The sequence below is a fragment of the Bacillus sp. ILBB4 genome (genome assembly GCF_035064545.1).
GTDB lineage: Bacteria > Bacillota > Bacilli > Bacillales > Bacillaceae_H > Priestia.
The window spans coordinates 649,163-662,581 of the sequence record NZ_JAIQVD010000004.1 but is presented as its reverse complement, the minus strand read 5'-3'; the positions used below and the strand labels follow the sequence as shown (position 1 = coordinate 662,581).

Genomic DNA, 13,419 nt, shown 5'->3' with positions numbered 1-13,419 from the left:
GCTTATGACACCGCAGTTGATTTCCGTGCAAGGCTTCGCTTTCCGCGGGTGGGCGATGAGCCTCCTCGTCGCTTGCGCTCCTGCGGGGTCTCATCTGTCCCGCTTTTCCCGCAGGAGTCTTCGCCTTGCCCTTCAATCAACTGCTAGAAGGAACGAAACAGATGAAGCAGTATTCACCATAACCAAAAAAACGAACCACTCATCGAACATGTTGATCAATGGTTCGTTTTTTATTTAGGCTAAAATACTTTTGTCCCAGCCTCTTTTTGTGACAAAATTTAAATGAAAAGACAGCTTAACGAGAATTAACGAGAATTCATGAATTTCAAAAAGATAAGACAGGAAAAAGGACAGTTGGGGCAGCTGACAGGATGAATCTTATGATGAAAATTGTCAACTATATAAATTACATCTATTAAAAAACAGCCTAAGCATCAGACCTAGTTATTATTCTTCATAGTTCATCCATTGCATTTTGCTAGAAGAGTTGTAAATAATATATAAATCAATTATAGTAATGAGCATTAATACATAAGCACATTATTATCTATCAACTAAAAGGGAGTAGGAGGTATTCATTGATGAGCACAAAATCTATAGATAGTATTGAAAAGGCAGCCCAAATCTTAAAATTATTGGGAGATAAAACAAGGCTTTCGATGGTGAAATTAATAGAGAACAATGAATGCTGTGTGTGTGAGTTCGTAGATATCTATCAAGCTAGCCAACCTTCAATTAGTCAGCATTTACGAAAATTAAGAGATGCTGAACTTGTGAAGGAAAGAAGAAAAGGGCAATGGGTTTTTTATTCTCTTAATAAGGAAAGCCAGTACTATGAGTTCGTTCTGGGCATACTTGAATCTGTACCAAGTCAGGACGAACGTTTAAAAGAGCTGGAAAAACAAGGACTGCGTATTAGTTGTTGTGAATAATTGGAGGTTTAAAAAGTGGCATCAGTTGTACTAGCATCATTGATTTTTTTAGTAACATTAATTTTTGTCATTTGGCAGCCGAAAAATTTATCAATCGGCTGGTCGGCTTGCGGGGGAGCTATGATTGCTTTACTGGCAGGCGTTGTTGATTTTCAAGACGTTCTTGAGGTAACCAGCATTGTGTGGAATGCGACTCTTACGTTTATTGCTATTATTATTATTTCTTTAATTTTAGATGAAATTGGTTTCTTTGAATGGGCAGCGCTTCATATGGCTAGAGCTGCAGGAGGGAACGGCGTGCGTATGTTTGTCTACGTATCTCTTCTTGGAGCCGTTGTAGCAGCGCTATTTGCTAATGACGGAGCAGCGTTGATTTTAACACCCATTGTACTAGCCATGGTTCGGGCATTAAAGTTCGACGATAAAATGGTTTTTCCGTTTATTATCGCAAGTGGATTTATTGCGGATACAACGTCGCTGCCCCTTGTTGTTAGTAACTTAGTGAATATCGTATCGGCCGACTTCTTTGGTATTAGCTTTTCTGAATTTGCATCCCGCATGATTGTTCCAGATTTGGTTTCTCTGTTTGCGAGTATTATGGTCTTGTATGTGTATTTCCGCAAAAGAATCCCTAAGAAATACAATGTAGCAAATTTGCAGAAGCCAGTGGATGCCATCAAAGATGAAAAGATGTTTCGGCTATCTGGAATTGTCTTAGTTTTGTTAGTGCTAGGCTATTTAATTGGAGAATTCTTTAGCGTCCCTGTTTCGATCATCGCAGGTATTATCGCTATCCTATTTTTGATGATGGCAAAAAAAAGCCGAGCGGTTCATACAAAAAAAGTGCTAAAGGGAGCTCCATGGGCGATTGTCTTTTTCTCTATCGGCATGTATGTCGTTGTATACGGCTTGCGTAATGCTGGTTTAACAGAAATTCTGGCTGACGTGATCCAAGCAACAGCCAGCCATGGACTGTTTGCAGCAACAATTGGTATGGGATTCACTGCGGCTATTCTTTCATCGATTATGAACAATATGCCAACCGTTATGATTGATGCACTGGCAATCGATGCAACACACGCAGCAGGAACGATCAAGGAAGCGCTCATTTATGCAAATGTTATTGGATCAGATTTAGGCCCGAAGATTACCCCAATAGGTTCTTTAGCGACGCTTTTATGGCTTCATGTTCTGTCAACAAAAGGCGTGAAAATTTCCTGGGGAACGTATCTTAAAACGGGTATTATTTTAACGATTCCGACCTTGTTTATTACGCTTGTTGGTTTGTATATTTGGTTGGTGATTATTTCATAACGCGTGCTAAAGGAGATTTGTTTTAGTCGATATGATAATGGCTGTTGCCAGAAAAATTGAGATGTGTATCGAAGCTGTAGAAAATGGTCTACAGCTTTTTTTTTTGAAAAGGTATAACGGACAGCGACACGTTTTTAAAATAAGATACGTATTTCTCATCTAAGCTACTTTTCTCCTCATTCATACTCCAACAGCTCTTTCTATGATAAAATAATAAAACTGAATAAGTTTCACATGGAAATTTGAAATGTAAGGTGATTAAATACATGAAGTTAATTATTGCAGAAAAGCCGGATCAAGGATCGACGCTCGCTTCACAGTTTAAGCCGAAGCGTCACGACGGCTATTTAGAGATTCCACCGAATGAAGTGTTTACAGACGGAGCATATGTAACGTGGGCAGTCGGGCATTTATGTCAGCTTGTGAGTCCGGAAGATTATAAGCCGGAGTGGAAAAAGTGGTCAATTGACACGCTGCCGATGATTCCAGACCGTTTTCAATATGAAGTGACGCGCTCAAAAGCGAAGCAGTTTCAAGTGGTAAAAAAGCTGCTTAAAAAGCCCACGGTCACAGAAATTATACATGCGGGAGATGCGGGGCGTGAAGGGGAATTAATCGTTCGTAATATCATTCAGCTGTCAGGTGTGCATAAGCCGATGAAGCGATTGTGGATTTCTTCTTTAACGCCAAAAGCCATTTATGATGGGTTTCACCAGTTAAAAGACGAAAGCGATACGCGTAACCTTTATTATGAAGCATATACAAGAGCATGTGCAGATTGGGTCGTTGGGATGAATGCTTCACGGGTGTATAGCATTTTGTTAAAAAAGCATGGCATGTCAGATGTTTTTTCAGCAGGACGAGTTCAGACGCCAACGCTTGCTTTGATCGTGAAGCGTGAAAAAGAAATTGATAACTTTAAATCAGAGCCTTTTTGGGAAGTGCTTGCTAAGTTTGATATTGAAGGAAAGAAGTATGAAGGCAAATGGCATCAAGACGGAGAGTCGCGTCTTAAAGAAAAAGAAATGGCCTATAAAATTGCTCAGTTTTGCGAAGGAAAAGACGCGGAAGTTCATGAACTCGTAACGGAGCGAAAAGAGTTCCAGCCGCCGCTATTATTTAACTTATCATCACTTCAAGCAACGGCGAATAAAGCGTTTAAGTTTTCTCCTAAAAAGACGCTTGATGTGCTGCAAGGGCTGTATCAGAAAGGAATTGTTTCTTATCCAAGATCAGACTCAAACTACGTAACAGAAGGAGAAGCGGAAACGTTTCCTGAGATTTTAGAAAAGCTGAGTGCTTTTTCTGAATATGAACATTTATTTCCGCTGCCTTACGCTTCAATCCTAGGAAATAAACGCTATGTAAATGCAAAAAAAGTGAGCGATCACTATGCGATTATTCCAACGGAACAAGTGAAGGACCCCAGCAAACTGTCAGGAGACGAACAGAAAATTTACGACTTAGTCGTAAGACGTCTAATTGCGGCACACTACGAAAAAGCGATTTTCGACTATACAACGATTACGACACTAGTGGAAAAGCGAGCAGCTTTTATTTCAAAAGGAAAGCAGCAAATCCAAGAAGGCTGGCGCAAAGTAATTTTTCAAAATGAGAAAGATGACGACGTTATTCTTCCGAATGTTCAAGAAGGCGAAGAAGGAAAAGTTATTAAAGTAGACGTAAAAGAAGGTAAAACACAGCCTCCAAAACGCTACACGGAAGGTCAGTTGATTACACTGATGAAGACAGCAGGCAAGCATTTGGATAATGACGAGCTGGAGAAAATTTTAGCAAAATCAGAAGGCTTAGGAACAGAAGCTACGCGCGCTGGAATCATTACAATGCTTAAAGATCGTAAATATATTGATGTGAAAAAAAACCAAGTATTTGCGACTGATAAAGGAAAGGTATTGATTGACGCGATTGGCGATAAAATTTTAGCTTCTCCAGAAATGACGGCTAAATGGGAGCAGCGTCTAGCTGAAATTGGAGAAGGAACAGCATCGGCCGCTGCCTTTATGGAACAAACAAAGAAGCTGTCAGCTAAAATTATCGAAGACGCTGTCGAAGCAGAAAGCAAGTGGAACTTCAGCGGATACGATACTGAATCCATTCAGCGAAAAGGTAAAGGAAAAGGTAAAGGTTTTTCTTCTAAATCGTTTGGTTCATGTAAGCTTTGCGACGGAAAAGTAGTCGATAAAGGCTCATTTTACGGATGCTCAAACTATGCAAAAACAAAATGCACGTTTACCGTATCGAAAAAGATTTTAGGTAAAACAGTCACGCAGGCTAATTTAAAAAAGCTGTTAAGTGAAGGACAGACAGATTTGATTGAAGGCTTTAAAAAAGGCGATAAAACCTTTAATGCCAAGTTAGAATGGAAAGAAAACAAAGTGCAGTTTTTGTTTGAAAAATAGAGAAATAAAAAGCGTTTGCTAAAGAGCAAGCGCTTGTTGTATATAAAAACAGGAGTTTTCCAGCTTTTCTAGAATTTCTTACATAGTTTATTTATGTAAAGGATGAGATTGATGAAACGAACGAGTAAAGGGATGATTCCGTTTTGGGATTATATTGGCATTGAAGAAAAGCTGCTTGAAAGAGGATATGCAGAGTTAAAAATCACGATTCAGCCTCAGCTTCTGCAAGGAAGAGGAACGGTTCATGGAGGAGTTATTGCCACGCTTATCGACGCGGCGGTTGGTTCGGCTGTGCGGTCTTCTCTTTCTGAGGATGAAAGTGCCAGTACAGTTGAGTTAAAAGTAAATTATACTAGACCAGGTATAGGCGATTATTTAGTTGCAAAGTCTACATTGTCTCACCGCGGCAAAACACTTGCAGTTGGAGAAGTGAAAATTGAAGACAGCAGCGGTAAACTTGTTGCGCTTGGCAGTGCAACATATATGATTTTTTCAGCAGAAAAAGCTTAGGGTTCTAAGCTTTTTCTGCTGAATGCAGCTGTTGCCTAATGAATGAAATAATCGTTTCATAGTAAGCTTTGGGATGAGGAGCAAATTCACTTTTATGTGCTGTACGGTGAATTGGCTCTTTTTTATTTGTTATCCCTTCAATGATCAGTTCTGTTTGATTTCCAAGCCACAGTTCGCAAAAGTGAGAAAAAGGCGCTTTTACAAGTGCTGATACTTCTTCTTGCTGCAACGTAAAAGCAGTGAGCAGATGAGAGCTGTGATATAAAAATACGTGTGCAAATTCTTTATCAACATAGTGCGGCTGAGATACTTCGTATTTAAAGACATCTAAAGGAAGCAGTTCATCAAATGAAATGTTTACACCAAGTTCCTCGTGAATTTCTCTTATTCCGTCCACAGCGGTTTCTGTATGAAGCAAATGTCCGGCAGCTGTGATATCAAGCGCACCGGGATAATCTTGTTTTTGTTCGCTTCGAATTTGAAAATAAATATAGTCTGTATCATTTTCACGGCTGACAAACCAGCAGTGAAACGCTTCGTGCCAATAGCCTTTTTCATGAACTTCTTTGCGAGACGCTGTTCCTATGCGCTGCTGTTGGTCGTTAAATACGGTTAACACTTCATCGTTCATCATAAAACCCCCATTTGCTTCCTACTTCTTTCTACTCTAACCTGTCGTGAAAGGTATGTAAATAATGGAAGATGAAAAAACGTGTTCATACATAAAAATAAGTACAAGATAAAGGATACATCAATTTTAGTAAAGAAGGTGCATGCGTTGAATCATTGGATGGAAGTGGTACTTCGTTCAGTGCTGATTTTACTTGGCTTGTTTTTTATCACAAAGCTGTTGGGGAAAAAACAGTTATCCAAACTTTCTTTTTTTGAATATATCGTTGGCATTACAATTGGAGATATTGCAGGAACAATTTCAATGGATGTAGATTTACAGGCAAGTCACGGGGTAGTCGCAATTTTAGTGTGGGCATCGTTTCTTATTTTTGTATCAAACGTATCGTTAAAAAGTATAAGCTTTCGAAAAGCGGTGGAAGGGACAACAACGATCCTCATTAAAGAAGGAAAAATTCTTGAGGAAAATGTAAAAAAAGAAAAATATACAGTAGATGAGCTCATGGAGCAGCTTCGAAAAAAAGACATCTTTTATGTGGAAGACGTAGCTTTTGCCATGCTCGAAACCAACGGCGAATTAAGCGTGCTGTTAAAAAAAGAAAAGCAAAACGTTACGAGAGAAGATTTATTAATAAAAGGAGAGGCGACACGATTACCTCAAACGATTATCATGGACGGAAATATAATGAAAGAAGCGGTTCATGAGCTGGGATATAGCGTAGCGTGGGTTAAAGAACAGCTCAAAAAGAAAGGTGCTGCAGCCGATAAGGTATTTTTAGGTCAAGCAGACTCAGCAGGTCATTTGTATCTTGATTATTATGAAGACTGAGGCTGAGAGAAAAGTATTTTAGCCCAAGTGAAAAACGAACCATTAATCAACATGTCTGATTAGTGGTTCGTTTTTTGTGATTGTGAATATAGTTTTATCTGTTTCGTTCCTTCTAGCAGTTGATTGGAGGGCAAGGCGAAGACGCTTGCGGGAAAAGCGGAACAGATGAGACCCCGCAGGAGCGCAAGCAACGAGGAGGCTCAGCGACCGCCCGCGGAAAGCGAAGCCTTGCACGGAAATCAACTGCGGTATAATAAGCAGTCCAGCTCATGTATCTCATTTGTTCGTCTTTAGGTTGGATTCATTTAGTTATGTTTCAACCTCAGCGTGGATCTACTTCTTGTCCGGATTTTATATCCATTACTTTAAGGCTATTTTGAGGTGCTTTAATATCTTTACTTGCAGGTGCAGCTTTTTTATTTTCCACCCAGTCTACTAACAAATCAAAAGATTGATGGGCATATGGAAGCAGGGGCTGAAGCTCTTGATTTGGATCCGTTTGTTTATTCCATACTAAGCTGTCAACGTGATTTCCGTTTTTAACGGTATAAAGACGATGAAGATTTGCCTTGCCAGCTTTTTTAACGAGTTTTTCATAGCCTTCCGCGTGAATAGACGGGAAGATAAGTGAATCGAGAGAGCCCGCCATACTGATAAGAGGTACATCGATATCGCCTGTATTTTCTACTTTTGCTACATTTTCTTTTACACTTTTTGGACGGGTTTGATAGCGATAATTTTCAAAGATATAATCCCATGAGCGATCACGTAAACCTGCTGAAGTAAAGTTTAAATAGTTGTGCCAGTTTGTTCTTCCGGGAGCAGTTGGATCAAAGTGATCACGGTAAATGTTTAATGTGACCGACCAGTACACTTGATCATGGTAATTCCACAATTTTTCTGATCCTTTCGGAAGACCTGCTTTATACATTTGTTTAATGGCTTTTTTCTGCTCTTTTCCCGTTCCGTACAGCGCTTCTTCTGCGTTGTTGACAACAGGTGTTAGTGAGCTAATTAAATTTGGTGCTTTTGAACTCCATAATACGCCTTCCCAATCGACGCCTCCATCAAATAAACGAGGCTCTTTTGTTTGCTTTGGATCATCGTGCTCAAGTGCGTATCTGACGACGTATCCACCGTTTGAAATGCCAATTGCATACGTTGGTACTTTATGATCGTTTCGAATCAAATCGCTTGCAGGATTTTTTCGGTTGGACGGGTTGATTAGCTTGTCTGAATAATGAGTAGTCAAGTATTGCTGGGCAGCTTTTGTCAGTTGACGATAGCGCATATTCCATTCTGCTACGCTGTCGTCATCGTTAGCGAGTGCATTTTTTACTTTAGCAAAAGGATCGTTAGGGTCACTTTCTCCTTGCGTTCCTTTATCGGTGGCTGCAAATGCATAGCCTTTTTTAAGAACGTAATCGCTGAATAATAAATCGGTGGACGTTTCGTTGCGCGTGGCAGGAATGCCGGCTATCACAAGTTTTCCGTTCCAGTTATCAGGAACACGGATGACGAACTGAGCGTCTTCAAAAATGCCATTTACTTGCGTTCCTTTGACCTTAGCGGGCTGATTGATTCGATACCAGCCCGATCCATCTTCAGGTTTTCCCCAGTTATAAGGAGTAAGCCCAATATTGCCATAGAGCGTAGCCTGCTGATATTGAGTGGGGTTTTTAGTGGTGAGCCAATTCCCGTTCGCTCCGTCGAAATAGGTTTCTGCCGACTGATCAGCATTTGGAATTACATCTGTTTTGTTAGAAGCTTCAGCAAGAGATCCTGAAGCTGAAAAACAAAGAGCAGCAGAAAAAGTAAGCGCTATTATTTTTCGTTTCACGTTTCTTCCTCCTCATAAAAATACTACATACCTTTTAAACAAATTCCATAAAAAAGAAAAATCTCCTGTTTTAAAATCAGTTTGGAGGAAAGTTTTTTCATTTGTTTCTAAGCTGTTTTTGTCTAACAAACAGGTAAACTGCATCCAATTCTCTAGTTTCTTTTTAAGCTGCTTATATTATAATGAAACAAGGATTAAAAAAGACAGGGTAAAACAATCGATTAAATAAGTATAAAAGATATGAAGAACGTTTCTATAAAACGTTTATCTTAGAGGGCAAGGGAGTAGGTCTATGAGCAGCTTTAACAGTCAGTTTTTGTATTCCGTTACAATCATTCTATTAGGATACATACTAAAACGAACAAACCTCCTTCAGCAAAAAGACGGGGAAGCTTTAGCCAGAATTATTTTTAATATTACAATGCCTTGCTTGATTATTGTCACATTCAGCAGTATTAAAATTGATGGATCGCTTATTTTACTATTAGTTATTGGAATTGTCTATGGCTTGCTGTTAGCTGCGGTAGGAATTTTTGTTTTTCGAAAAGATGAAAGAAAAGTGAAAGGCATGCTGACGATGATGATTCCAGGGTTTAATATTGGAATGTTTGCTTATCCGTTAGTAGAAGGCATTTGGGGAAAAGAAGGGCTTAAATATTTTGGGATGTTTGATGTCGGAAATGCCTTTGTTATTTTTGTTTTATGCTATGTGATTGGCAGCTACTACTCAGGAGATGATATTGACATTGAATTTAAAAAGATTTTATACAAAGTATTAAAATCGATGCCGCTTCTTACCTACGTAATCATTTGTCTTCTTGCGATTATAGGCATTCATTTACCATCATATGTATTAGACGTTTCAGGCATTATCTCTAAAGCTAATATGCCGCTTTCTCTTTTGCTTTTAGGCGTATATTTAAATTTTTCGTTCCAAAAAAGCTACTTGAAAAAAATTATTATGTTTTTAAGTATCCGCTACGTAATCGGACTCGGCGTAGGAATTGCGCTGTTTTTCCTGCTTCCATTTGAAGATATGTTCCGGTATACAATCTTAGTTTGCTTCATTCTACCAGTAGCGGGGTCAGTTTTACCTTACGCAGTAGAATTCAAATACGATCAAAAATTTGTCGGCACCGTTTCAAATATGACGATTCTGCTGAGTTTTTTGCTGCTGTGGGGAATGACAAACATTTTAATGTAAATAACTGAGGACGCTCGCACTTGTGAGCGTCCTTTTTGATGAAAAAAGGATATTCCCAAATAAACAGAGGTAAGCTAGGAGAAGAGAAAATCCATCATACATACAACCTGACGGGAGGAAAAAAAGTGGAGTCCTTAACTTTTGTTTTATTTGGCGCAACGGGTGATTTAGCAAAAAGAAAAATCTTTCCCGCTCTTTATAATTTATTTACAGACAAAAAGCTTCCTGATGCTATTTCTATTATTGGATCGGGGTACGAGCAGATTTCTCATGAGGATTTTAAAGAGCGTGTAAAGCAATCTATAAACGATTTTTCGAGACGGAAAATGGAAAGTAACGAAGAAGATTTTTTGTCCCTGTTTCATTATCAAGCAGTAGATGCAGGCAAAACAGAAGATTACAAACAGCTATTAAAGGTTGTGAATGAGCAAGAAACAACTCATGGAAGTAAAGGAAATCGTTTGTTTTATTTGTCCGTAGCACCCGAATACTTCGATGTAATTGCTCTGCATATAAAAAAAAGCGGCTTGGATCAAACCAGCGGGTGGAAGCGTCTTATGATTGAAAAGCCATTTGGACATGATCTTGTTTCAGCAAGAGAGCTTAATGAAAAGCTAAGCAGTACGTTTAAAGAAGAAGAAATTTATCGAATTGATCATTATTTAGGTAAATCGATGGTGCAAAATTTAGAAGCGCTTGAATTTACGAACCCCGTGCTGCAATCGCTGTGGAATAACAAACACATTGCGAACGTACAAATTACGGCAAGTGAAACAGTCGGTGTTGAAAATCGTGCAGGTTATTATGATCATACGGGGGCCATACGCGACATGATTCAAAATCATATGCTGCAGGTTCTCATGATGACAGCTATGCATCTTCCAAAACGAATTTGCTCAGAAAACATTTTAGAAGAAAAGCAAAAAGTAATGGAGTCACTGAGGAAAATTCAAGCGAAAGAAGTAGCTCGCGATGTTGTAAGAGGACAATACGGAAACGGAGAAATCAATCACAAATCTGTTAGAGGATACAAAGAAGAGCCTGGCGTAGAAGCAGACTCTAAAAATGACACGTTTGTGGCAGCACGTTTATGGATTGATAATCCATTTTGGAAAGGCGTTCCTTTTTATATTCGAACGGGCAAACGAATGAAAGAAAAATCAACTCGTATCGTCGTAGAATTTAAAGATTCTTTAAAGGGTCTGTACGAAACTCCTTATGACAAAGTAGCACCAAACTTATTTATTATCGAAATCAGTCCAAGCGAAAACGTCGCTTTGCAGCTTAACAGCAAAAACCCATTAAAAAATGGTGTTATTGAGCCGGTTCGTATTACGTTTTCAAGAGAAGAAGAAAGTGTGCCGGAAGCATATGAACGAATTATTTACGACGCATTAATCGGAGACTCCACGTTTTTTGCTCATTGGAAAGAAGTAGAGCTATCTTGGCAGTGGGTGCAGCCTGTATTAGATGCATTTGAAGCTGATATGCTGCCGCTTTATGAATATCCATCCGGCTCACAAGGCCCTAAAGAAGCCCAGAAATTAGTTGAACAAGAAGGCTTTAAGTGGTGGCTCGATGACGATGAGCATGGGGAAGCACCTGGAGTGTTTGTTCCTATTTAAAAAAGGGGTTAGGACAAAATTTTTTTCGTTGAAGAAAGATCCGAACGATAAATTGAGATTCTTGATGGAGAATCTCGATTCATCGTTCGGATTTTTTTATGTATCTCATTTGTTCGTCTTTGGATTGAATGAATTTAGTTATGTCTCAATCTCTTTTGGTGTTTAATCGTTTTTGTAAATAAACAAGATCATGATGTAAATGTTGTTGCATATGTTCAACAGCTTTTAAACTGCGTTTTTTCATAAAGGTGAACACTTGCTGATGCTCATCTAAAATCTCAGCAGCGCGTCCTTTACCTTTAAAATTAAGCACCCGACAAAAATAAATCAATACATTTACGCTATCGAGCTGTTTTTTTAAATGTTTATTATGACTGTATTCAAGAATCAGCTGATGAAAATGTTCATTTAGCTCAATAAGTCGAGAATCTTCGGCTCCTTGCTTTATTTCCTCAGCGGTTCTGTCTAACAGTTGCTCAATGAAAAGAAGCTCTTCATCAGAAGCGCGAGTAATACACAGCTCAATGGCTAAAGACTCTAAAGCCGTACGAATTTGATAAATTTCTTCTACGTCTTCAGGAGACAGGGAATAAATAATAAAGCCTGTTTTTTGATCTGCAACTAAAAGGCCGTCTTTTTCTAATAAACGCATTGCTTCTCTTATGGGAGAGCGGCTGACCCCAAATGCTTTAGCTAGCTGGGTTTCATTGATTCGCTGACCCGGTTCATATTCACCGTTCACAATCATTTGCTTAATTTTTTCATAAAATTGAAGATAGTATGGTAACGGCTTGTGTAAATCAAAATTGTTCATTGATATACCTCGTTTATTTATAATCATTTATTTCCTAATTATAATACGCTTGTTCATAAGAGTCATAATAATTTTGAATTTTTGAAGAGAATGAATATATTCAGAATTTTCTTGTTAAAAGTGTTCTTTTTACGTATAATCAAATAGATAATATCAGTCGACGGTCGACCGATAATTTTTTACATAAAAGACGCAGGGGGATTTTTGATGAAAACGTTAAAAATAGCGAACATACCAGGAGATGGAGTAGGAAAAGAAGTTGTGCCCGAGGCGGTTAGGGTCCTTCACACGATTGCAGATCTTCACGGGGGATTAAAATTTGAATTTACAGAATTTCCTTGGAGCTGTGATTATTATTTGAAGTACGGACAGATGATGCCGGAAGATGGGCTAAAGCAGCTTCAACACTTTGACGGAATTTTTTTAGGAGCCGTAGGAAATTTAAATCTTGTGCCAGATCACGTGTCGCTATGGGGTCTGCTCATTAAGATTCGTCGAGAATTTCAGCAGGTAATTAATATTCGTCCAGCCAAAAGGTTAAAAGGCATCGCATCTCCACTAACGAACCCAAAAGATTTTGATTTAATTGTTGTTCGTGAAAATAGTGAAGGAGAATACAGTGAAGTAGGAGGCCGGATTTATCAAGGAGAAGATCAAATTTCTATTCAAAATGCGGTTTTTTCTCGAAAAGGAACAGAACGAGCGATGCGCTACGCATTTGAATTAGCTTCTAAAAGAAAAGCGAAAGTTACAAGCGCAACGAAGTCAAATGGAATTGTTCATTCCATGCCGTTTTGGGACGAAGTGTTTCAAGATGTTGCAAAGAGTTATCCTCATATTGAAACAGACTCACAGCACATCGATGCGCTGGCGGCTTTTTTCGTTACAAATCCAAGTCGTTTTGATGTAATTGTGGCAAGCAATTTATTTGGAGATATTTTAACAGATATCGGAGCTGCTATTATGGGAAGTATTGGCGTTGCTCCTGCTGCAAATATTAATGTGAACGGAAAATATCCTTCGATGTTTGAACCGGTACACGGGTCCGCTCCTGATATTGTCGGAAAAGGAATTGCAAACCCAATCGGACAGATTTGGACGGCTAAAATGATGTTGGATCATTTTGGTGAACAAGAATTAGGCAGTCATTTATTAGAGGTTATCGAACAAGTGACGGAATCGGGCATCATTACACCAGATGTTGGAGGCAGCGCAACTACTAGTGAAGTAACGGATCAAATTATTTCTCATTTAAAGAAGTGAAGGTTCTAAAAGAGGCTAGGACAAAAGAATATTAGACG

At 38.9% G+C, this 13,419-nt stretch carries 13 protein-coding genes; 9 read left to right on the top strand and 4 right to left on the bottom strand.

Annotation, left to right across the window (positions count from 1 at the left end; all coding sequences use genetic code 11):
- Positions 1 to 2 precede the first annotated feature (2 nt).
- Entirely contained in the window at positions 3 to 140 is a 138-nt protein-coding gene (locus LAV82_RS20530; RefSeq protein ID WP_176584848.1) for a hypothetical protein, read from the bottom strand.
- A gap of 441 nt (positions 141 to 581) precedes the next feature.
- Between LAV82_RS20530 and LAV82_RS20525 the strand changes: the two genes are divergently transcribed.
- The 4 genes from LAV82_RS20525 (at position 582) to LAV82_RS20510 (ending at position 5,176) form a co-directional block, all read left to right on the top strand.
- Complete coding sequence (locus LAV82_RS20525; protein WP_013056623.1) at positions 582 to 932, top strand: ArsR/SmtB family transcription factor; 351 nt, start codon at positions 582 to 584, stop codon at positions 930 to 932.
- A gap of 15 nt (positions 933 to 947) precedes the next feature.
- Positions 948 to 2,246: an arsenical efflux pump membrane protein ArsB gene (locus LAV82_RS20520; RefSeq protein ID WP_057237190.1), complete on the top strand. Its 1,299-nt coding sequence runs from the start codon at positions 948 to 950 to the stop codon at positions 2,244 to 2,246.
- Between the two features lie 266 nt (positions 2,247 to 2,512).
- A complete protein-coding gene (locus tag LAV82_RS20515) occupies positions 2,513 to 4,666 on the top strand; it encodes a DNA topoisomerase III (protein WP_499716805.1) in 2,154 nt (717 codons plus the stop codon).
- 111 nt (positions 4,667 to 4,777) lie between these two features.
- Positions 4,778 to 5,176, top strand: coding sequence for a PaaI family thioesterase (locus tag LAV82_RS20510; RefSeq protein WP_499716804.1), 399 nt, complete (start codon positions 4,778 to 4,780; stop codon positions 5,174 to 5,176).
- A 4-nt stretch (positions 5,177 to 5,180) separates the two neighbouring features.
- Here LAV82_RS20510 and LAV82_RS20505 read toward each other — a convergent pair whose 3' ends face one another.
- The gene (locus tag LAV82_RS20505; RefSeq protein ID WP_053487202.1) at positions 5,181 to 5,810 is read right to left on the bottom strand and encodes an NUDIX hydrolase; all 630 of its coding nucleotides are present in this window, start codon (positions 5,808 to 5,810) and stop codon (positions 5,181 to 5,183) included.
- A 135-nt stretch (positions 5,811 to 5,945) separates the two neighbouring features.
- Here LAV82_RS20505 and LAV82_RS20500 point away from each other — a divergent pair, with 135 nt between their 5' ends.
- Both LAV82_RS20500 and LAV82_RS20495 read left to right on the top strand, forming a co-directional pair.
- Positions 5,946 to 6,635, top strand: a complete 690-nt coding sequence (locus LAV82_RS20500) for a DUF421 domain-containing protein (RefSeq protein ID WP_223268947.1) — start codon at positions 5,946 to 5,948, stop codon at positions 6,633 to 6,635.
- A gap of 119 nt (positions 6,636 to 6,754) precedes the next feature.
- Positions 6,755 to 6,889: a hypothetical protein gene (locus LAV82_RS20495; RefSeq protein ID WP_274609632.1), complete on the top strand. Its 135-nt coding sequence runs from the start codon at positions 6,755 to 6,757 to the stop codon at positions 6,887 to 6,889.
- Positions 6,890 to 6,957: 68 nt separating this feature from the next.
- On the opposite strand, the gene LAV82_RS20490 is transcribed toward LAV82_RS20495, so the two are convergent.
- A complete protein-coding gene (locus LAV82_RS20490; RefSeq protein ID WP_211080091.1) occupies positions 6,958 to 8,475 on the bottom strand; it encodes an alpha/beta hydrolase in 1,518 nt (505 codons plus the stop codon).
- Between the two features lie 292 nt (positions 8,476 to 8,767).
- Here LAV82_RS20490 and LAV82_RS20485 point away from each other — a divergent pair, with 292 nt between their 5' ends.
- Together LAV82_RS20485 and zwf are read left to right on the top strand one after the other, a co-directional pair.
- On the top strand, positions 8,768 to 9,679 hold the full coding sequence (locus tag LAV82_RS20485; protein WP_025752008.1) for an AEC family transporter: 912 nt from the start codon (positions 8,768 to 8,770) through the stop codon (positions 9,677 to 9,679).
- A 125-nt stretch (positions 9,680 to 9,804) separates the two neighbouring features.
- A complete protein-coding gene (gene zwf / locus LAV82_RS20480) occupies positions 9,805 to 11,304 on the top strand; it encodes a glucose-6-phosphate dehydrogenase (protein ID WP_499716803.1) in 1,500 nt (499 codons plus the stop codon).
- Positions 11,305 to 11,449: 145 nt separating this feature from the next.
- On the opposite strand, the gene LAV82_RS20475 is transcribed toward zwf, so the two are convergent.
- The gene (locus LAV82_RS20475; protein WP_098278120.1) at positions 11,450 to 12,118 is read right to left on the bottom strand and encodes a GntR family transcriptional regulator; all 669 of its coding nucleotides are present in this window, start codon (positions 12,116 to 12,118) and stop codon (positions 11,450 to 11,452) included.
- 207 nt (positions 12,119 to 12,325) lie between these two features.
- On the opposite strand from LAV82_RS20475, the gene LAV82_RS20470 reads away from it, so the two are divergent.
- Positions 12,326 to 13,381 carry a tartrate dehydrogenase gene (locus LAV82_RS20470; protein WP_055989381.1) on the top strand — a complete coding sequence of 352 codons (1,056 nt, stop codon included), beginning with the start codon at positions 12,326 to 12,328 and terminating at the stop codon, positions 13,379 to 13,381.
- The last annotated feature ends 38 nt before the right edge of the window (positions 13,382 to 13,419 follow it).